The sequence below is a fragment of the Elusimicrobiota bacterium genome (genome assembly GCA_026388155.1).
Classification (GTDB): Bacteria; Elusimicrobiota; Elusimicrobia; order Elusimicrobiales; family UBA9959; genus UBA9634.
Genome location: JAPLKI010000010.1, coordinates 180,414 through 201,173, shown reverse-complemented (window position 1 = coordinate 201,173; position 20,760 = coordinate 180,414). Strand labels below are relative to the sequence as shown.

20 protein-coding genes are annotated in these 20,760 nt (G+C 51.7%); 6 read left to right on the top strand and 14 right to left on the bottom strand.

All coding sequences use genetic code 11. The annotated features are described in order from the left end of the window. Window positions 1-17: 17 nt before the first annotated feature. The 4 genes from NTX59_04060 to udk all read left to right on the top strand — a co-directional run bounded on the left by NTX59_04060 (window position 18) and on the right by udk (window position 3,516). Complete coding sequence (locus tag NTX59_04060) at window positions 18-1,523, top strand: carboxypeptidase M32 (GenBank protein MCX5784841.1); 1,506 nt, start codon at window positions 18-20, stop codon at window positions 1,521-1,523. Window positions 1,524-1,592: 69 nt separating this feature from the next. Next, window positions 1,593-2,216 (top strand): sulfur carrier protein ThiS adenylyltransferase ThiF, encoded by a 624-nt coding sequence (gene thiF, locus NTX59_04055; GenBank protein MCX5784840.1) that lies wholly within the window; start codon window positions 1,593-1,595, stop codon window positions 2,214-2,216. A gap of 88 nt (window positions 2,217-2,304) precedes the next feature. After that, window positions 2,305-2,586 carry a pyrimidine/purine nucleoside phosphorylase gene (locus NTX59_04050; GenBank protein MCX5784839.1) on the top strand — a complete coding sequence of 94 codons (282 nt, stop codon included), beginning with the start codon at window positions 2,305-2,307 and terminating at the stop codon, window positions 2,584-2,586. Window positions 2,587-2,874: 288 nt separating this feature from the next. Next, the gene (udk, locus tag NTX59_04045; protein MCX5784838.1) at window positions 2,875-3,516 is read left to right on the top strand and encodes a uridine kinase; all 642 of its coding nucleotides are present in this window, start codon (window positions 2,875-2,877) and stop codon (window positions 3,514-3,516) included. A gap of 227 nt (window positions 3,517-3,743) precedes the next feature. Here udk and NTX59_04040 read toward each other — a convergent pair whose 3' ends face one another. Then, entirely contained in the window at window positions 3,744-4,175 is a 432-nt protein-coding gene (locus tag NTX59_04040; protein MCX5784837.1) for a toll/interleukin-1 receptor domain-containing protein, read from the bottom strand. A 448-nt stretch (window positions 4,176-4,623) separates the two neighbouring features. Between NTX59_04040 and NTX59_04035 the strand changes: the two genes are divergently transcribed. Then, window positions 4,624-5,037 (top strand): toll/interleukin-1 receptor domain-containing protein, encoded by a 414-nt coding sequence (locus NTX59_04035; GenBank protein MCX5784836.1) that lies wholly within the window; start codon window positions 4,624-4,626, stop codon window positions 5,035-5,037. 102 nt (window positions 5,038-5,139) lie between these two features. On the opposite strand, the gene NTX59_04030 is transcribed toward NTX59_04035, so the two are convergent. The 12 genes from NTX59_04030 to NTX59_03975 form a co-directional block, all read right to left on the bottom strand. Beyond that, on the bottom strand, window positions 5,140-5,367 hold the full coding sequence (locus tag NTX59_04030; GenBank protein ID MCX5784835.1) for a hypothetical protein: 228 nt from the start codon (window positions 5,365-5,367) through the stop codon (window positions 5,140-5,142). Window positions 5,368-5,460: 93 nt separating this feature from the next. After that, window positions 5,461-7,299, bottom strand: coding sequence for an aldehyde ferredoxin oxidoreductase family protein (locus NTX59_04025; protein MCX5784834.1), 1,839 nt, complete (start codon window positions 7,297-7,299; stop codon window positions 5,461-5,463). A 59-nt stretch (window positions 7,300-7,358) separates the two neighbouring features. After that, complete coding sequence (locus tag NTX59_04020; GenBank protein ID MCX5784833.1) at window positions 7,359-7,841, bottom strand: MogA/MoaB family molybdenum cofactor biosynthesis protein; 483 nt, start codon at window positions 7,839-7,841, stop codon at window positions 7,359-7,361. Next, the gene (locus tag NTX59_04015; protein MCX5784832.1) at window positions 7,828-8,277 is read right to left on the bottom strand and encodes an MOSC domain-containing protein; all 450 of its coding nucleotides are present in this window, start codon (window positions 8,275-8,277) and stop codon (window positions 7,828-7,830) included. Before NTX59_04015 ends, NTX59_04020 begins: the two co-directional genes overlap by 14 nt. A gap of 180 nt (window positions 8,278-8,457) precedes the next feature. Then, window positions 8,458-8,895: a cyclic pyranopterin monophosphate synthase MoaC gene (gene moaC / locus NTX59_04010; GenBank protein MCX5784831.1), complete on the bottom strand. Its 438-nt coding sequence runs from the start codon at window positions 8,893-8,895 to the stop codon at window positions 8,458-8,460. Between the two features lies 1 nt (window position 8,896). Further along, a complete protein-coding gene (gene moaA / locus NTX59_04005; GenBank protein MCX5784830.1) occupies window positions 8,897-9,856 on the bottom strand; it encodes a GTP 3',8-cyclase MoaA in 960 nt (319 codons plus the stop codon). Then, window positions 9,841-11,034, bottom strand: coding sequence for a molybdopterin molybdotransferase MoeA (locus NTX59_04000; GenBank protein ID MCX5784829.1), 1,194 nt, complete (start codon window positions 11,032-11,034; stop codon window positions 9,841-9,843). The genes moaA and NTX59_04000 overlap by 16 nt, the downstream gene beginning before the upstream one ends. 6 nt (window positions 11,035-11,040) lie before the next feature. Beyond that, on the bottom strand, window positions 11,041-12,099 hold the full coding sequence (locus tag NTX59_03995; protein ID MCX5784828.1) for an ABC transporter ATP-binding protein: 1,059 nt from the start codon (window positions 12,097-12,099) through the stop codon (window positions 11,041-11,043). Further along, complete coding sequence (locus NTX59_03990; protein MCX5784827.1) at window positions 12,093-12,797, bottom strand: ABC transporter permease; 705 nt, start codon at window positions 12,795-12,797, stop codon at window positions 12,093-12,095. Before NTX59_03990 ends, NTX59_03995 begins: the two co-directional genes overlap by 7 nt. A gap of 75 nt (window positions 12,798-12,872) precedes the next feature. After that, the gene (locus NTX59_03985) at window positions 12,873-13,703 is read right to left on the bottom strand and encodes a substrate-binding domain-containing protein (GenBank protein MCX5784826.1); all 831 of its coding nucleotides are present in this window, start codon (window positions 13,701-13,703) and stop codon (window positions 12,873-12,875) included. 108 nt (window positions 13,704-13,811) lie between these two features. Next, on the bottom strand, window positions 13,812-14,876 hold the full coding sequence (locus NTX59_03980; protein MCX5784825.1) for a hypothetical protein: 1,065 nt from the start codon (window positions 14,874-14,876) through the stop codon (window positions 13,812-13,814). A 17-nt stretch (window positions 14,877-14,893) separates the two neighbouring features. After that, entirely contained in the window at window positions 14,894-16,924 is a 2,031-nt protein-coding gene (locus NTX59_03975) for a TonB-dependent receptor (GenBank protein ID MCX5784824.1), read from the bottom strand. A gap of 228 nt (window positions 16,925-17,152) precedes the next feature. Between NTX59_03975 and NTX59_03970 the strand changes: the two genes are divergently transcribed. After that, window positions 17,153-18,055: a LysR family transcriptional regulator gene (locus tag NTX59_03970; protein MCX5784823.1), complete on the top strand. Its 903-nt coding sequence runs from the start codon at window positions 17,153-17,155 to the stop codon at window positions 18,053-18,055. 10 nt (window positions 18,056-18,065) lie between these two features. On the opposite strand, the gene recG is transcribed toward NTX59_03970, so the two are convergent. After that, window positions 18,066-20,144, bottom strand: a complete 2,079-nt coding sequence (recG, locus tag NTX59_03965) for an ATP-dependent DNA helicase RecG (protein MCX5784822.1) — start codon at window positions 20,142-20,144, stop codon at window positions 18,066-18,068. Between the last annotated feature and the right edge of the window lie 616 nt (window positions 20,145-20,760).

The following is a 20,760-nucleotide window of genomic DNA, read 5'->3' as shown; positions in this document are numbered from 1 at the left end:
TCTCCCATCACTGTATCATGGAAAACAAATTCAAGGAACTGCGCCGGATATACGAAGAAGTGGCGGCCATAAGCTCAGCCAACGCCGTCATCCAGTGGGACCAGCAGGTTTATATGCCGCCCGGCGGCGCGGGAGCCAGAGCCCGGGCCATAAGCGCCCTTGAAGAAATTACCCACCGCAAGTTCACCTCCCCAGACACAGGCCGCCTGATTAGCCAAACCTTCGACTGGGCCCAAAGCAAGGGCAATGATTCATTTGAAGCCGGCTATCTGCGCGCCATAAAGCGCGATTACGACAAAGCCGTAAAATTGCCGCCGGAATTTGTGGCCGAGATGTCCAGGGAGTCCTCGCTTGGAATAGAAGCCTGGACCAAGGCGAAGAAAGAATCCGATTTTTCATTTTTTTCCCCCAACCTTGAGAAAATACTCGACCTGAATATAAGAAAAGCCGAGCTGCTGGGTTTTGAAGAGTCTCCCTACGACGCCTTGCTTGACCTCTACGAGCCTGGCTTAAAAAAGTCGGCCCTGGTACCGCTGTTTTCCAAACTTGCCGCGGGGCTTAAACCTGTTATAAAGGAAATCAGCTCACGGAAAGGCCGGGTGTCGAACGCAATGCTCAAAGGCGGCTTTGACGAAGACACTCAGCTTGAACTGGTAAACGAGGTGACGGCCGCCCTCGGCTACGATTTCAAGCGCGGCAGGCAGGACCGTTCCGCCCACCCCTTCACCACCGATTTCTCAATTGACGATGTGCGCATCACCACCCACACCCAGCGCGATTATCTTGGCGCGGTTCTTTACGGTTCTATTCATGAATGCGGCCACGCGCTTTACGGCCAGGGCATAACGCGCGAGTTCGAATTTACCCCGCTTTCAGGCGGCGCGTCTTTGGGCGTGCATGAATCGCAGTCGCGATTCTGGGAAAATATAATAGGCCGCAGTGAGCCTTTCTGCCGCTGGCTGTTGCCCGTTTTAGCCGAATATTTCCCCGGGAATTTTGCCAAGGCTTCCCCGGAAGAACTTTACAAGGCCGTAAACATGGCCGAACCCTCGCTTGTGCGCATTGAAGCCGATGAGGTGACCTATAACCTGCATATAATGCTGCGCTTTGAGGTGGAAACGCTGCTGCTTGAAAAAAAGCTGAAGGTAAAAGACGCGCCGGAACTGTGGAACGAAAAAATGCGCGAGTATTTCGGCCTTACTCCCGAAAACGACGCGCACGGCGTGCTGCAGGACATCCACTGGGCGTACGGCATGATGGGATACTTCCCGACTTACGCCATCGGCAATCTGCTCTCCGCACAGCTTTTCAATAAGATCTCGGCGGATATACCCGGCGCCGGCGATCTGATCGAAAAGGGCGATTTCAAACCCGTGCTCGGCTGGCTTAGAAAGAACATTCACGCGCACGGCCGGAAGTACCTGCCTGAGGAACTGGTAAAAAACGCTTTAAACGACAAGTTGCGCGTTGAACCTTTCCTTGATTACATCAGGAACAAATATTCAAAAATATACGGGTTTTAGCGGGGTCTGCTGAAACCAGCAGCCCCTCGATTACAGTGATGGCAGACCGATTACAGAGATGGTGCACGAATGGCAGACCTTTTTAAAGACCTGTTCTCCAGACACGATCCGCAAGTTCTCACGGCCCTTCAGCGCAGCACGGTTGGCATCGCGGGAGCCGGCGGACTGGGCTCCAATGTTGCGGTTTCCCTGGCCCGGGCGGGAGTAGGAAAGCTCATCATAGCCGATTTCGACAAAATAGAAACCTCTAACCTTAACAGGCAGCAGTATTTCGTCGAACAGATCGGCCTGCGCAAGGTTGAAGCCCTGCGCGCGAGCCTTAAAAAAATAAACCCGTTTGCGTCATATATCATCCACGACGTGAAGGTGACCCGCGCCAACACCGGCAGTATCTTCGGCGGGGCGGACATTTTGATAGAAGCTTTTGACAAGGCCGGACAAAAGGGCATGCTGATAAATACATGGCTGTCGCTTTACCCCAAAAAGCCCGTAATAGCGGCTTCGGGCCTTGCGGGTTACGGCAAAAACGCCAGACTCCGCACCCGTAAGATGGGCAGCCTCTATGTCTGCGGCGACGGCGAGTCCCAGTGCCTGGCGGGAATAAGCCCCATGGCGCCGCGCGTGGCGATAGTCGCCAATATGCAGGCCAATTTAGCGGTTGAACTATTAGTAAAATTGAAGGGAAGTAGATAGTAACGAGTGTAGAGTGTAGAGATTTTACGGAGTTTTTAATTCTTCTCTACACTATCCACTATCTACTCTACACTAGCAAGGAGTTTACATGTTTAAAGTCAACGAATATTTCGACGGCAAGGTTAAATCCATCGCCTTTACGACTTTCACCGGCCCGGCGACGATAGGCGTAATGGCCATAGGAGAGTATGAGTTCGGCACCGCCAAGAACGAAATCATGACGGTTGTCAGCGGCAAGCTGACGGTGAAACTCCCGGGTGAAACCGCCTGGAAGGATTACCTGAAAGGCGAAACCTTCACTGTTGCGCCCGACAAAAAGTTCCAGCTGAAAGTTACCGAAGAATCCGCGTATCTGTGTTTGTATGTGTGATAACCCGAATCCGGCAATTAAACCCGATTTTCAATACCTGCATAGGTGCCGTTTCAAGGCCTATGGCCAACAGACGGCCATTGGGAAATCGGATGATAAAAAAATGCAGGATTCCCCGCAGTAGCGGGTTTAGAATTTCCAGCGCTATGCGCGGAAATTCTCAAGGGTGTATCCGTCGCGCAGCGATCCGCGAGCGCTGGGAACGGGGATTCTTCAATACTTGTGTAGGTGCCGTATCAGGGCCTATGGCCACCAGACGGCCAACTGAAGAATTCGGATAAGGTTATTATGGACACAAAAACAAAAACCAGGTTTTTGGTCGGCATCGCCGGAGGATCGGGATCGGGCAAGACTACTCTGGCCAAGAAACTTATAGAAGAATGCGAAAAAATAGGGATTGCCGGCCAGATCTTATCACTGGACAACTATTACAGGCCGCTCGACCATCTGAAATTTGAGGAGAGGAAGGCTTACAACTTCGACCACCCGAACGCGATAGATTCCGCGCTCGCCTTAAAACACATAAAAATGCTCTGCGCGGGCAAATCTATCAGCCAGCCCGTATATGATTTCAAGCTGCACACGCGGGAAAAAGAACCCGTCATCTGCCGCCCGACAAAGCTGATCATACTTGAGGGGCTTTACACTCTTTATTTCCCAAAATTCCTGGCTCTTTGCGACTACAAAATATTCATTTCCACAGGGATGGTGACGGGCGTTTTGCGCAGGGTGCAGAGAGATATCGTAGAAAGGGGCCGCACCATTGAAGATACCAAGCACCAGATCCTGACCACGGTGATGCCGATGTATGAGACCTATGTAAAACCCACCCAGAGAAACGCCCACTTCTCAATAAACTGGGAAGGCGAAGAGATCCCGGAAAAAGCCACCGAAGGCCTGGTCAGAATGCTGAGAGACCATTTCCGATAGCATGAATCTTGCAATTCAAGATAGTTTTCATTAAGAAACACAGGGAACAGAAATATTGCAATACCTGCCCCGCTCTTTTGGATATATATTGGAACCAAAAGGGCGTGGCCTGTGTAGGAGGGGAAACCCCCGCCAAGCTTGGGGGGGTGTCCCTTAAGGTGTTGGGAAAGGGTCGTCCACTATACGGGCCTATGGCCATCGGACGGCCAAGATTCAGATTAGCGCGCTCAAGAATCGTCCCCGGGCTCATCCTCACCGATATCACGCCTCGCACCCGCGGCAATCCCCTCAAAAATATTTTTAAAACCCGCGTCAAAACCTTTGCGGAAATCGGCACGCAGGTAATTTGTTACAAATAACGGTATTTCACAGTCTTCCATTAAAACGGGAACAATTATTGCATGTTTTGCAGCTACCTCCCGCGTCAGTGTTGCCGCCAATGATCTTCTACACCAGGCAGCAGCAACAGATGCTTTAGATATAACGACCAACAAAGCGTCCGAATCCGTTATAGTTCCTTGTACCTTCTCAATAAGAGAATCTCCGGCTTGTAATTCCCATTTTTCCACCCAGACACAGTGGTTACGCCGGACCAATTCAGAAGCTAGGTGATTGGCAAAATCAGCATTTTCTTTAGGATAGCTGATATAAATCGACATGGTTCTCCTTCACCACTTCTTTTTCAATAAGTTCGTCAATCAGGAGCCTGTTATTGTCACACAAAACAAGTATCTCCCTATTTCCGCCTTACCACTATAATACAAAAAGCGGCGGTATTTTTATCAATTTTTTCAGGGTGCGAAGCGCAAGCTTTTGGCAGGTGGCGGGGTGGCTTATAAACGGCCAAATACGCGGCAAAGCGATTTCTGGGTGGAAGCACCGGGTGAGAAGCATGGCACGGTATATGGGAAGCCGGAAATCGTCAATCGCGGCCAGGGAAGCCAGATTAAGAGCTAAAGTTTCACAAGCAGGCTTGCTGCCGAAAATGTTAGAATCAGCATTGACAGCCGCGGCCCGTTTTACGATAATATTTTCATGTAACGGCTGTGGTGGTCTGTGAAGGGCTCTCAAGTGTTTTGGGTATAGAACAAACAGTGAAGGAAAATTATGTCGGTTTTTGTTAGCTATTCCAAAGAAGATGCTGATTTCGCCAATCACCTTGCTTCCGAACTGATCAAACGCAATAACTATATTTGGATGGCGAAATGGGAATTACAGGCCGGAGATTCTCTTCTCGCCAGGTCACAAGTGGGGATAACGGCTATGGATGCTTTATTGATCGTTATATCTAAAACATCTATTTCAGCCGCCTGGTGCGGAAAAGAATTGACGGCGCTGACACACGAATTAGCTGAAAAACACGCGATAATTATTCCCGTTTTAATGGAAGACTGCGAAATGCCACCGCCTTTAAAGTATAAATTATACGCCGATTTCCGCAAAGATTTTGCCGCGGGTTTAAAAGAGGCTTTGGAGGGGATCGCTACGGGGGCGGTTTTGGAGGTTGAGGACGGTTTTTAACCTGAAAAATTCAGTCTAAAGATTTATTCAGTTTTAGCAGCGCGCTCACCTTAAACCGTGTCTCCCTAACCAAATCTGCAGCCCGCCGGCATTTTTCACACCCTACCCTCCCGAGTAGATGTGCGAGATAACCACGCGATCTCCGTCTTCAAACGCGTCGCCCGGCGCCACAGCTTTGCCGTTGCGCGTAATAATGGTAGGCCGCTTCTTGTCCACATTAACATAAGCCGGCAGCTCACCCGCCGTCATCGGACCGGGGAGCGACAGCTCCTTCTCGCTGAATCCGCACTCATAAATGAGCGGGCCGATCAATTTGACAATTATCCTCATAACATCTTTATCGGAACTATCAGACTGAAGGTAAAAAAGAGAAACAGTATGTCAAATAGTTTTCAATTTTCCTTCAGCCCTCAGCCTGCCCTTCTAGCTTAATTTCGCGTACTTTTCCGCGGCTGCCGCCTCTTTGGACAGGCCAAGCTTCGCCAGCAGGCTCTTCGGGGGTATACCCCGCTGGTCGTAGCCGCGCTGGTCGTAATAATGCTGGAGGAGCTGGTCGTATTTGTCGACATCCAGGCACTTGCCGGCGATGGGTCCTTCGGTGTCCACATTGGATTTATCGAACCAGACGGCCGGGGGATAGTCGCCCTTGCGCGTCGCCTCAGGGAACTCGCGGATGTAATGAAGCTTTATCATGGCATATATCCGGTCGGCCACAGTCCACATATCGTCCAGCGTCCAGTTCAAGCCGGTGACCGTGTTGAAATACTTGGGATAATTATCAAGCGACCAGCCTTCCTCTATCCAGGGGAATCTGCATGCGACAAGGGTCTCGAACATCCCTCCCCGGATGCGCTGAAGCTCTATCACCTTGGCGGCCTTCTCCGGGCCGAAGGATTCCCGCGTGGTATTTTTAAGCTCAAATGAGATGATCCACGCCTCGCGGTGGTGGGCGCCTATGGCGGCGACGCCGAACGACAAAGCCTGCCCGGGGATGAACTTGCAGTTGTAAGCAGCAACTTCAAGCCCCTTCACCTGCATGGCGTAAGCCTCGGAGTTATGCCCGAATTCCCGCGCCATCCGCAGCGAGCCCTCGGCAAGCAGGTTTCCCACTTTCCCCTCGCGGTGAGCGGCCAGCCGCAGCAGTTCTTTGGCCCTCTCCGCGTCGCCGAACTTGAAGTCGCCGGTAGTAGCGCCTTGTTCAATAGCGTCGGCGTAGAAACTGAGGGTGCAGCCGGCCGACATCGTATCCAGGCCGTATTCGTCGCACAAGTAATTCAGCGAGCCGACCTGGTTCAGTTCAAAGATATTGAGATTACTGCCCAGCAAACCGACATTTTCATAATCAAGTTCGGACTCTCTCCCCTCTTTGTCGTGGATGGTTATGCCGCACTTCATCGTGCAGTTGGGGCAGCCGTAAGTGGCCACCCTGGCATCGTTAAGCCGCTCGCCGTCTATTTTCCAGGCTTCGCTATGGCTGGTCTTGCGGAAATTCTGCACCGGCAGCCCCGCCACTTCGTTGCACCAGGCAAGCACGGCATTCGTGCTCTGTTTGGTCCAGCCTGACTTTTTATCCATCTCATAAACTTTCTTCAGGTCCCCGATGCCCAGCGCCTTCATGGCTTCCGGGTTAGCCTGTGGGATGGGTTTGGTGCCTTTAACTACTATGGCCTTAAGAAGCTTCGAGCCCATAACCGCGCCTATGCCCGGCCGTCCGCCGGCGCGTCCTTCAAGGCTGCGGATCACGGCGTAGCGTACCATATTCTCTCCGCCTTGGCCGATGTTTAAAACGCCCACTCCCTTTCCATATTTCCCGTAGACCCAGTCGTTGGTCGCGTAGGTCCCCTTTCCCCACACTTCTTCGGCGCTCAAAAATTCCACTTTATCATCCTCAATATAAAGCATCGTCGGCTTGTCGGCTTTGCCTTCCACTATCATGGCATCGTATCCGGCTTTACGGAGCTGCTCCGAGACTTTGGTCCCCAGATTCCCGTCGCCGTAAAAACCCGTAAGCGGCGACTTCGCGGCCACCACGGCTTTACCGGTGTTAGGAGCCGGTATTCCGGAGATAGGCCCGAGGGCGACTATCAATTTATTCTCCGGGCCGAGCGGATCAATGCCGGGTTTTAGTTCGTCGTATAAGATCTTCACGGCAAAGCCGCGTCCGCCGATCCAGGTTGTGGCGAATTCTTCGGTAAAAGATTCTTTTTTATAAGTTTTGTTTGTCAGGTTTACCCTGAGTATATTTCCGGTCCATCCTTTCATATATGCCTCCATGAATCTGTAATTTTTAACTCACAACTCCAAACTCCTAACTTCAGCAGTTAGTGCCCGCCGCCTGCTAACATTTCCAAAGCGTGCGGGATAAGATCTAAAACCGCATCAAGGGATTCTTTGACCGCCTTGGGACTCCCCGGTAAATTGATTATGATGGTGTTCTTGCGTATGCCGCTGATACCGCGCGACAGCACGGCCTTTTTGGTCTTTTTAAGGCCTTCGGCACGCATCAGCTCGCTCAAGCCCGGTATTACTTTCTCTATAACCTGTCCGGTGGCTTCAGGGGTAATGTCCCTGCCGCCAAAACCGGTGCCGCCGGTGGTGATCACCAGATTCACCTTGAGTTCGTCGCAGTAATGCAGGAGTTTTTCTTTTATAGCGGCTATTTCGTCCGGGACTATGTCGTAGGCGGCGGTGCGGCCGCCTATGGTTTTTACCATTTCAGAGATCAGTTTGCCGCTTTCGTCGGCGGTTTCTCCGTGTGAGCAGCGGTCGCTGGAGGTCAGGACTGCGATTTCAATAGGTTTCAATGGTATCCCCTACGGCTATTTCGCCGCCTTCCAGCACTTCGGCGAATATGCCTTCGCGCGGCATTATGCAGTCTCCCACCTGTTGGTAGACGGCACAATGATTATGGCATTCTTTGCCTATTTTTGAAATTTTAAGCACGGCTGTTTTGCCTACGCGGAGTCTGTCGCCGAGCTTTAGTGCGACCAAGCTGACACCCTCGGTGGTGATGTTCTCGGCATATATGCCGGGGCGTATTTTCACCGTGGCGTTTTTGGCTTTGGCGGTTTCTATCTGGCCGCGAATGCTTTCCATAGCAAGCAGGCTTACCTGGCGGACCGGGGTGCCGGCATGGGCGTCGTCTTTGATGCCGCGGTTTTTTACGAGCACGGCGGTTTGAGCCTGTGTTTTAGGCACGCCTTTTACTTTGCTGTAATTGATTGAAAAAATCTTACCCATAGTTTCAAATTTACTATCCGCGAGATGCCCAGTCGGGGTCCTGTCGAGGGATTGCCCTTGCGCCGCGTAGGAAACCCTCCCGTGGTTTCCCCCCGAAACGGGGCCCCCCATCCGCTATGCGGCTACAGGGCAACGCCCTCGCCACCCCTCCAGATTCCCCAATTCTAACGTTAGTGACGGTTATTTGCCGCCTTTCCTCAAATATACGCCACTCTTGCCGCCGCGTTTTTCGAGCAGAAAGACTTCGCCTATCTCCAAATTCTGGGCGAACATTTTGCACATGTCGTAAATTGTGAGTGCCGCCACGGAAGCCGCTACGAGCGCCTCCATTTCCACGCCGGTTTTGCCTGTGCAGCGCGCCTCGGTTTTTACCTGCACGCCGGTATTGTCCAATTCAAATTCTACTCCCACATAATTGAGCGGAAGGTTATGGCAGAGAGGGATCAGGTTGGCGGTATTCTTGGCGGCAAGTATGCCGGCAAAACGCGCTGCTTCCAAAACATTGCCCTTGGGAATCTTACCCGCCCGGATAAGCCGGATAATTTCGCCGTTCAGTTTAACATAAGCCTGTGCCTTGGCTGTCCGCTTAGTATCTTTCTTCGCGCCGACATCGATCATTTTAGCCGCCTATGCTGCTCATCTCAATATGCCCCGAGGCTGAGGCTTTATTGTATTTAGATTTTACTAAAAAAAGGCCTTTTATATATTTGACCAGGGCCGCATCGTCGGCCGCACCCCGCAGCAAGGGCCGCAGGTCGTGCGTGGCCCCCGCGAACAGGCACGGGTAAACCTTGCCGGAGCAGTCCATCCGCACCCGGTTGCAGGCGCCGCAGAAATTATCGCTGCGCCCGCTTATAAAACCCAGTTCCCCCTTCGCGCCTTTAAGTTTATAGCCGCGAGCCGGGCCGCCGCTTTTTACGGGAACTGTCTCCGACAAAGACCCGAAAGAAGCCTCGATCCGTTTTTTTACTTCCTCCGTCCTGATAAGCGCGCCGGTAAGCCTTATGGACCTCTTATTGGTAGGGAAAAATTCTATAAAGCGGACGACCAGCGGATAATCGATAGAAAGTCGGGTGAAATCGGCTATTTCGTCATCGTTTATCCCTTTCATTAAAATAACGTTCAGTTTTACAGCCGTAAACCCGGTTTCAAGGGATTTTTCTATACCGCGCCAAACGGAATCGAATTCGTCCGAACCGGTGATCATTTTAAATTTCTCTTTTTTCAACGTATCAATGCTGATGTTTACCCGGTCAAGCCCCGCCGCGCGCAATTTGCCGGCCATGTCCTCCAGATAAACCCCGTTAGTGGTCAGCGCCAGCTCTTCCAGCCCCGGGAGCGCTTTCAGCATACCAGCCAGTTTAATAATATCTTTTTTTAGTAAAGGCTCTCCGCCTGTCAGGCGTATCTTGCGCACTCCAGCCTTAACAAAAGCCCGGGCCGCCCGGGCCGTTTCCTCGTGTGTTAATACTTCTCCGCGGGCCAGAAAGCGGCTTTTTTCCAAAGGGGTACAGTAGATGCAGTTTAAATTGCACCTGTCAGTTAGAGAAAGCCTGAGATAGTTTACGCTGCTTTCCATGAAATAAACCGCGCCTTTTCATTCTTCTCAAGGACTTTGCCCTCATCTACAACAGTAAATCCGTCAGCCCGCGAAAGTGCCAGTATATCGGCCGAACCGTTGTTTAATACGGCGGTCAGAGTGTATTTTCCTTCTTTTTCCCGGACTTTTGAAAGCACAAAGGCCTTGCGCGGGGTATTCGGGGTAAAACGCCCGGCGCAAACTCCCGTCTTAAATTCCGGGGCGTAAACCCCGCGCCTGCTCATCTTAAGTATCGCGGGGCGTATAAACGCAAGATACGCCAGAAAGTTGGAAACAGGGTTTCCCGGTATACCGAAAACGATGGTTCCGCCTTTTCTGCCGAAAAAAAGAGGTTTCCCCGGCTTGACCTTAACCTTGTGGAAAATTTCGCGCACGCCGAGACTTTTTAAAACCGCGGGCACCAGGTCATAATCCCCCATGGACACCCCGCCAGAGATAAGGACTATGTCGGATTTCAGGGCTTTGGCGAAAGCCGCTTTCAATTTTTTTGCGTCGTCCTTTACAATTATCGGGACGGCGGCTATACCGTCGGACTTAAGCAGGGTGCAAAGCATGGGACCATTGCTGTTATATATCCGGTTCTTCCCAAGTTTGGCGCCCGGCGGAACTATCTCGCCTCCGGTGTTTATTAAGGCTACTTTGGGCATGGCGCCGGTTTTGACTAAACTTCGTCCCACCGCCGCCAGTACAGCAATGTGTGAGACTGAAATAACCGTACCGCGCGCGAGGATTTTACAACTTTTCTTTATGTCCTCCCCCAGCACACAGACGTTGTCTCCCTTCTTTACCGCTTTTGAAAATTTCACAAGGCCGCCGGCCTCCGCCGTGTCCTCCACCATCACCACGCTGTCCATACCGGCCGGCAGCGGCGCGCCGGTCATTATCTTCACGCATTCACCGCCGCCTGCTTTTCCTTTAAAAACGTCCCCGGCCTGCACAAGGCCGATACATCGCAGGGTTTCGGGCGTCTTGCGCAAATCCGCCGCTTTCACCGCATAGCCGTCCACTGCCGATTTGTCAAAAGGCGGCATATCCAGCGCTGAACAAATGTCTTCCAGTAATACCCGGCCAACGGCGTGTTCAATGCTGATCTTTTCCGCGCGCAGAGGGAGCGTGTTCTTGAATATATTTTTTAAAGCGGTCTCAAAAGTTATCATTTCATCTCACCTCTTTATCAAATGCGCGGCTGTGGCCTTGAACGAAGCGAAGACCTCCGCGCCCATTTTGAAACCCAGTCCTTCCACCGACTGTTTGGTCACGGCGGCAATTAAACTAAAACCGCAATCAAGGCTTAATTTATATTCCAGCCGCCAGGGTTCCATGAAAGTTATTTTAGCCTTAAAATGATTGCGCATACTGTTCACATCCGCGCTTTTTGACACCGACACGTCTTCCGGCCGCACGCACACGAATACGCTGTCGCCCTCGTTATATTCGGATACCACTTCAAGGGATTGGCCGTTTACTTTAATAGAGCAAAGGTTTTCGCTTTTTTTGACTATCTTCCCTTCAAGGATCGTCTCCACTCCCACAAAATCAGCCGCCTCTTTTGACGCGGGCCTGGCAAACACCTCCTGCGGACTGCCCCGCTGCACTATCCGGCCGTTCATCATTACCGCCATGGAATCGCAAAGAGCCAGCGCTTCAGTCTGATCCTGCGTGACAAATATCACGGCTGCGCCGGATGCCTTGATAATATGGCGCAGATCGCGCATTATGGATTCTTTAACGCGCGCGTCCAGGCTTAAAAAAGGCTCATCCAGCAAAATAAGTCTCGGCCGCGTTACGAACGCCCGCGCGAGCGCCACGCGATGTTTCTCTCCCTGCGAAAGCAAATTAGCGTTGCGGTCTTTTAAGCCGGCTATTTTAAAAAGCTCCAGCATACCGGAAACCCGGGCGTCGTCGCGGCCCCCCCTTAACTTCAGCGGCAAGGCGACATTGTCGTATACCGTATCGTTTAAAAGATACGGCTGGGAAAACACGAATGACATCGAGCGCCGTAAAAACATCTTATCGGCGGGGTTATAAGCGTTTTTGCCGAACATTTCCAGGCTTCCCGCGCCGGCTTTCCGGAACAAAGCTAAAACATTCAGCAATGAAGTCTTTCCCGCGCCGTTGGGCCCGATGACGGCTAAAATTTCGCCCTCTCCGACCTCAAGATTGTCTATTGAAAGGTTAAACCCGGGAGCGACGCAAAAATTCAAATCTTTAAGTTTCAGCATCGGGGTTGCACCTTCTGCTGCTGGATAAAAGTAAGCGCCAGGTTTATCAGGAACGTCAGCAGCAGCAGGATCAATCCTAAAGCTATAGCGCTGTCGTAATTTCCCATCTGGGTTTCAAGCACCGTTGCCGTTGTCAATACACGCGTCTGATGCCGGATATTCCCGCCAACTATCATTACCGCTCCGACTTCCGATATAATACTGCCGAATCCAGCAATAACAGCGGCAAGAATTGAAAGCCTTATTTCTTTAAGACACACCATTACCGCCTGCCGTTCGCTTGCCCCCAAAGTCATGATTTGCAGGTAAAACTTCGGGTCAAGGCTCTGCATTGCCGACATGGACAAGCCGGCCACGACCGGGGTGGCGATGATCACCTGCGCGAGTATCATCCCCAGTGGCGTATACAGCCAGTCCAGAAAACCCAGGGGGCCGTTCCTGGAAAGGAAAAGCATGACGAACAGGCCCACCACCACCGGCGGGAAACCCATGCCGGTGTTCACCAGGGAAATAACTATTTTTTTAAACGGGAATTTTTTCAGCGCGATTATACTTCCGAGGGGAACCCCTATCAATACGGAGAGGACAGTGGCCAGCGCCGAAACGGACAGCGACAGCCTGGCGATGGCGAGTATCTCCGCGTTGCCGGAAAATATCAGGTGCAGGGCTTTCTGGAAGCCGTCAGCAATGAAGCCCATATTAAAAACCAGCGTATAGCGGAAAGCGTATAGCTGGCCGGGGAACTCTATCCCTGTCCTCTGACCTCTATACGCTTACCCCTGAATTTTGTAATCGTAGAAGAACAGCTGCTGGCCGTATTTATCCTGGCCGTACTTCTCTATCATTTCCCTGGCCGGTTTTGAAAGCACAAAATCAAAGAACGCCTTGGCGCCCCCGGCGTTGACCTTGGGGAACTTTGCGGTATTAACAAGTATCAGGCTGTAGCGGTTTATAAGGGCGTCGTCGCCTTCGCTGAGTATTACAAGGCCGATATTATTCTTCATCGAGAGATACGTGGAGCGGTCCGCCAGAACATAGGCTTTTTTCTCGTTGGCCATGGATAATGTGGCCGCCATACCCTGACCGGCTTCCACATAAGCCTCTTTGGCCGGCTTTACCTTGGCTTCATCCCATAGTTTGAGTTCTTTTTTATTAGTGCCGGAATTGTCGGCGCGGGAAACGAACAGCGCTTTGGCCGCGGCGATTTTTTTAAAGGCGTCGGCGGCTTTCTTAGCGCCTTTAACCCTGGCGGGGTCCGCGGCGGGGCCCAGTATTACAAAATCGTTATGCATGAACGTGGTGCGGCCGGTGCCGTACCCTTCCGCCACGAACTGCGCCTCGTCGTCAGGGCTGTGCACCCACAGTATGTCGGCTTCGCCGGTTTTGCCAAGCTGCATAGCCTGGCCCGAACCCACGGCTATAGACTGAAGTGTGTACTTACCATCCTTCTGGAAAGCGTCCGTCAGCACATCCAACAGGCCGGTGTCCTGGACACTTGTAGTGGTGGCCAGTCGCACGATGTTCTGCTGGGCGGGCTTATTCTGGCAGCCGAAAGCCAGGAAAGTGATTAAAACCGCCGGGATAACGCTCTTTAAATATTTCATGGTAGTAGACCTCTTTTATGCGGAATTCACAGATTATATAAATAATGATATCAAATGCCATAGCCAATGGAAACCCAATAAACAATCTGGAGAAACCTTCAAGAGTTCTTAATCGCCGAAGTGTATTTCAGTTATGGATTTTATGGCCCTGTCGGAGAAGAAATCGGAGGCCGGGAACAGGCTGAACAGGCCGCCGTCCTTATCCGTTTCAGTTTTCACAAGAAGGAACTCCTGCTGGTCATTACGATTAAAAAGTTCGGAATAAGAAATGGCTGACCGGTAGCCGTCCTTCGCGGTTACGCATAAAAGGCCGGACCGCAGATCGGCGCGGTTAAATGGATAATACGACCTCAACACGTCTTTCAGCATTACCCCGGTAAACGGCGTCGTGCTGTGTATCCCTTTTCCCCGTCCGTAAAAAACCGTGCTAAAGGTGTTCGTGTTAAGGCCCGCCGGGAAATCCGTCAGCTCCGCCGCCTTGTCCGTGCCGGAAAAGAGCTTTATCGAAGGAGAGAACATGGGCGACATCCCCTTCTCCACTTTGAACGACATGGGATAAGACTTAACGGTGATCTTAACAGGGTTTGAGATGTTCCTTTCAGTAACCAGATCGTTTGCCGCCACAAGCTTTGACTGTTCCGGCAGAACCCACAAATCCTTGGTTTTTGAAGGCACGATCCGGGAAACACCCGTAGCAATAATTATCTTGTGCAAATTATTCGGATAGTAAATCTCCCCCCAGCTGAAAACGACTTTTTCGCCTTTTTCGTTTTCCACTTCCACATACAGGTCTATTATCGGATGAAAATCCTGCTTGTTTTTCTTATTAAGGACCCTGTTGTTTAAAATATCGAACAGGGAGTAGCCGTCATACCGGTAAGCCCCGATAAACCTATTCTTGCCGTTCTCGTCCAAAACCGCTTCTTTCACGATCACCGAATGTTTGGCAAGCCCGGAAAAATCCACCGGCCCCGGGTTTTCTATCTCGCCCGTTATTTCAAGTTTTTTCACGGCCAGCTCTTTAGTTTCGGTATTGTCGTAAAAATCATTGGTGGCATCGGAAGTATCCGGCGCAGAATTCCAATGCGGCGCCACGGCATTGTCAGTTCCGGCATTTACACTGTAAGGCGCGGCAAATAAAAAAGCAAGGCTGACAACAATGATGTTTTTCATAAAGATCCTTATTTTTCCTAAAATTTACCCGCTACTGAAACGGTTATTGTCCTGCCGGGAGCCAGGTCGTCAAGTTTTTCCTGGTAGCGCCTGTTAAAGATGTTTTCCACGGAAAGTTTAGCACTTATGGTGCGCGTGAGGTAACGCGTGGCCGAAACCGAAAAAGTGTGATACCAGCCGACCCAGGCGCTGTTGTCGTCCACGGTAAATTGCTTGGATTTGTATATCCAGGCCAGCATCAGGTCCGCCGGCGCGGTCTTCAGACCGAGGGAAGCCGAGACGGTGTGGTGCGGGGAATACGCAAGGGTTTTGCCTTCCAGGGCCGTGTTGCCGGCGTATTTTTCTATTTCACTGTTAGACCAGGCATAAGCCGCGGACAAAGAGAAACTCCCGGAGTAAAATTTAACCGGCAGTTCGGCCCCGTATATCTTCACCCTGGCTATATTCTGTTTCTTTGATACTCTTACGCCATTCACATAATCGCTGGTGTCGATGGTGTACATAAAATCCCGCCCTATGGTGTAATAGGCGGCGGGGTCTATATACAACCCGGTCGCCGGGGCCAGCTTGAAGCCGGTCTCCGCGGTATCCACTGTTTCCGGTTTGAGGTCCGGGTTGGCGACGTTAAATCTTTGGGAAGCATTTTTCCCTTTCAGCATGGTAAGGCACATATCCTCAAGGGCCGGCGGCCTGAAGCCGCGGCCGTAGGAAAGATACTGCTCCATGGAATCTGAGTAATGCCACGACGCGGCCACTTTGGGCGAGAACCTGTCCCAATAATGAACACTCTGCGGACCGTTGACCGCATTATACACGCTATTGGACGGATTATAGAAGTAGCCGTCAAAATACCGCGCGTTGTCGTAGCGCATGGCCGCCAGCAGCTTTACTTTGTCGGAAAAAAGTTTCTTTTCGGCCTGTGCGTAGGGCGCATACTGGCTCATCCGGCCGCGGTCCCTGTCGTCATACGCCGGCGTAGAACCAACGGCCCAATTGTGGTCGGTTGCGTCAACGGAGCCGAGCTTATAGTCTGCGCCAAGCGTGGCGGTCAGGCCGGCAAGCGGCATGGAAACCGCGGCCTGTCCGCCGGTGTCTTTCCGCAACGCATCCGTGTCTATACGGGTGTAAACGCTGCCTTTGATCGATTCGTTCAGGCGCGAGTAATCCTCAAGCTGGTAATAACCCTGAGTCTGCCAGGCCACAGTGCCGTTATCACCGTGCCAGGCGGCGCGCGCGAAATCCGTGTTGTACTGTCTGCTTACCCCGTAAACCGTTCTTATGCGTGTGCCCTCGCCGCGCAATCCTTCGTCGCGCGAATATTGCGCGTCAACAATGCCGGCCTCTCCCAGGTCAAGTTCGGCCTTGGCCGAGGCGTTCTTCTCGCGCACATATTTATTGACCGTGTATGGCGTGCGGAAGGCTTCCGGCGTGGAGTTATAACCGTCGCTTGAGAGATAGCTGCCATCAGCGGACAGCGCGAATTTCTTTATTCTGGCGCCGGCGCCCACATTGGCCCCGAAAGTATTGTATGTTCCGTATGACGTGCCCAGCCGGAAACCCGAAACGGCTTTTTTGGTTATTATATTTATCACTCCGGCCGCGGCGTTGGAGCCATAGAGCGAAGAGACCGGCCCTTTGAACACCTCTATGCGGTCTATCTCCTCAAAGGCCAGGCGGTTCCAGTTCACCGCGCCGGTGGCGCCTGTGTTCAGCGGCACGCCGTCGAGCAGTATCAAGGTGCGGCCCTGCTCCGTTGACGGCAGGCCGCGCATGGTGACTACTGAGGTAAATGAGTATATGCCGTTAGTCCTGCTGCTGGCCACGCCAGGTATAATGCCGGCCAGCTTATCGTTAAGCGTAGCGCCGGAAATGTTTTCCATCTGCTCCCTGGTTATCACTTCCACTTCACCGGGCACATCGGCGATGGCGCGCGAGGTTCTGGCGGGTGTTACAACGGTGATAGCTATGTCCGTCGCCCGTATGCGGGCCGGCGATATCAGCATTAAACCCGCGAACATACCGCATATCACGGTTTTTTCCGTTTTCATTACAATGTATCTCCTATATCTACTCCGCCTGAACTATTTTATATCATCTGCGGCGCGATTTTACCGTGAATTTACCGCAAACGACCGGCTTAAAGACCAGCCCGACCGGGCCGGCATTATTTTAATGGTATAAAATCAGGATTTATTATTATAATTCATAGTGTTCATAGTTGATATGAGTTAAAGTAATAATGCCGGATATCCACAGGGAGCAATCGGAGGGCGGCCATGAGCCTGGACCTGTATCAGTTGAGAACATTTTTTACCGTCGCGCAAACGCTTAATTTCACCGAGGCGGCACGCAGGTTGTATGTCACGCAGTCCGCGGTCAGCCACTCCGTCAGGAAACTTGAGCGGAGCGCCGGCGATGAGCTGTTCCATAAAACCGGGAATAAATTTTCCCTGACGGAAACCGGAAGGATCCTTTACAAAACGTGCGAAACCATCTTTTATGAGCTGGAAAAAACCGAGGAATTGCTGGCTAAAAGCAAAAACAAGGATATAGGGACCATCCATCTTGGCTCCACGGTGGAATTCGGGACCACGCTTTTGGTGAAATATCTAAAGGGGTTCATAAATAAGAATCCGGACATTCACATTGATTTCAGGTTTAAGAACGGCTTATTAAAACCGCTGTTGGACGATGAGGTCGATATCATCATCGACTGCAGGGACCACAAAGCGGACGGCATAGAAAAAAAACCGCTTTTCAGGGAAGAATACGCCGTAATAGCGTCAAAGGAGTTTATCAGGGAAAATAAGATCAGGACCCCGCTTGATCTGTCCTCCTGCAATGTTCTTTCGTTCGATAAAGCCGGGGCCTGGTGGGGGAATTTTTTAAACGCGCTGCCCGGGAATGAAAAACCTGAATTTAAACATATCACGGAGCTTACTCATATCCGCGGGATAATAAACGCGTCCATAGAGTCGCTCGGGATAGGTTTTGTTCCCAAATACTGCGTTTTGAAGGAATTAAGGGCCAAAATGCTGATAAACGTTTTTCCGCAGCTCAAACTTCTGGAGGATTATTTTTATATTTATCAAAAAACAAAAAAATCGGGTTTTGAAAGACACAGGCGTTTGATCGAATATTTAACGACTCTCAAAACCACTGATTTGCTGAAATTTTAAGGCTGAAGGCTTACGAAAGATCTATCAGATCCCACTTTTTGCCGTAGAGCTCTATCAATTTGCGCCTGAGCCCCGCGTTTTGCGGCGCGCGCAGGTTCGGGTCGGCGCGTAAAAGCTCCTCTCTGTCCGCGATAGCGGCCTCAAGCAGACCTGAATCCCTTGAAAGGTCCGCTATTCTAAAATCCATGTCTCCGTGCTGGCGCAAACCCATTATGTCGCCCGCGCCGCGCATATAAATATCCTTTTCGCTCAGCTCAAAACCGCTCGCGGAAAACCGCAGCGCGTCCAGGCGCAAGCCCCCTTCTTCCGTAACGGCCTGCCCCGTGACCAAAAGGCATTTCCCGCCGTGTTTGCCCCTGCCCACCCTTCCGCGCAGCTGGTGCAGGCTCGCCAGACCGTAATTCTCGGCGTTGTTTATAACCATCACCGTGGCATTGGGCACATCAATGCCCACTTCGATCACCTGGGTAGCTACCAGCACCGAACTTTTACCGGAAACAAAATCATCCATCACCTTTTTTTTCAGCTCGCCCGGCATGCGGCCGTGCAGCATGTCCACGCATGAATTTTCAAAAACTCCTTTCAACCGGATAAACTGCTCTTTTACCGACTTAAGTCCCCGCGCGCCGTCCTCCTCGATAACGGGATAGACAATGTAGGCCTGACGGCCTTTCAACAACTCCTCCCGAACCGCCTCAAAAGCTCCTGCCTCGTCGGCAAGCTCGGTCTTGACCGGCTGTCTGCCCGGCGGCATTTCCCTTAAAACCGACAGGTCCAGATCTCCGTAAAGCGCCAAAAACAAAGTGCGCGGTATGGGGGTCGCCGTCATGACCAGCATATCGGCTTTGTCGCCTTTCAGGCGCAGGGCCGCGCGCTGGCGTACGCCGAAACGGTGCTGTTCGTCTATCACCGTGAGGCGCAGGTTCTTGAATTTCACGCCCTCCTCAAGCGCCGCGTGGGTGCCGATCAGAATATCGATTTCCCCGGCGGCCAGCCGCTCGATTATTTTTTGTTTTTCCTTCGGCCTCACGCTTGAGGTGAGAAGGGCGAAATTAACCTTAAGCCCGTTAAGGAATTTATAAAAAGTAAGGTAATGCTGCTCCGCCAGAATTTCCGTGGGCGCCAAAAACACCCCCTGCCCGCCGTTCTCGACCGCCAGCAGAAGCGCGCTTAAAGCCACAACGGTTTTACCGGAGCCCACATCTCCTTCAAGCAGGCGGGCCATGGGGCTTGGCGCGCGCATATCGGCGAAAATGGAGTTTATGGCCCGCTTCTGGTCAAAGGTGAACTCAAAGCCCAGGCGCTCCTTAAAAGGCGTAAGCAGGTGTTTTTTAATTTCGTAGCTGAATCCTTTAAGCACGCTCAGGGTCTGGCGGCGCTTCAGCGCCCAAGCCAACGCCATCAAAAAAAGCTCCTCATAAATAAACCGCTTGCGGGCGGCCGTAAGCTGAAAGCCGTTTTCAGGGAAATGAAGCGCCCGGAGCGCGGAAATCCTGTCAAGCAGGCCCCTTTTAGCAAGCAGTCCCGCCGGCATGAAGTCCCCAGCCGCACAGGCGCGTTCCTGCAGAGCTTTCCTTGAAATTTCGCGCATGAACTTTGAGGAAAGGCCGGCCGTGAGCGGGTAAACCGGCACCAGGCGCGCGATGTGATTAAGTTTGGCGGCCGCGTCTCCGTCCAGATAATATTCTTCGCCCCGCAGGCGAGTTTTAAAAAGCGGATCCTCCGGTTCCCCCACCACCCATACTTCCGCGCCCTCTTTAAGGTCCTTGCGCAGGGGGCCGAACACATCAAAACGGGGGTTGTGGCGCTTAAACCAGGTGACTTCCGCTTTAAACAACCCCGTATCCAGCACGGTTTTAAAAATACGCAGACGGCCAGAAGTGTAAAGGTCCTTTACCGAGGCTATGCGCCCCTTCAGCACGGAAACTTTTTCGATGAAAGGCAGGTTTTCGGGTTTCGCGTCAAGGCGACGGTCTTCCCACTTGCGTGGAAAATAAAAAAGCAGGTCCTCCACGGTTTCCAGGCCGAGCTTGCCCAAAAGTTCCGCCCTTTTCGGGCCTACGCCTTTTAAATACTGTATTGAAGTCATCTTTAGCGCCGCATCCTTAAGGAAAGTAATATTATAGTGAAGCGAATAGCGAATAGCAAACGGCAATTAACCCTAATTCCTCAACTGAAGAATTCGGGTTAACGCTGCAGCCGCTTACATAGCATGTCCAAAAAAGGAATCCCTATCGCTTGAGCATAATTTGAGCCGGACTTGAGCGATTCTTGAACGCTGTGTGTTATACTTTATATGCAGGATGAAAGAAGTAAGAAGCATCGCTCTTTAAAATTTAAAAGATCTCCAGCGCTGTACGAAGCGCCCCCCTAACCCAAACCCCCAAAGCAAAAGGTCTTTAACGACCGTATGCTTAGCTTCTGCAGCGCTGGTCTATTTTAGCCCCGCCGGATAAACATCAGACTGAACTTCGAGTAAGACAACAGACTGCTCAACATGACAATTTCCGGCGGGGCGATTTTTTTGGGGGGAGATCGCAGCGATAAAAGAGAGATTACAGCGATTTTCGTCAGAGTCTTATCCCGCCCCGCGGTTCGGGACCGAAAGCGCCCTCCAACCCATCACCTGCTTACTTGCCGAAGGCCCCGCCCTTTTGGGGCAAAGCAACGGGTTATTATCGGAATTATGTTCATAAACGATAGCC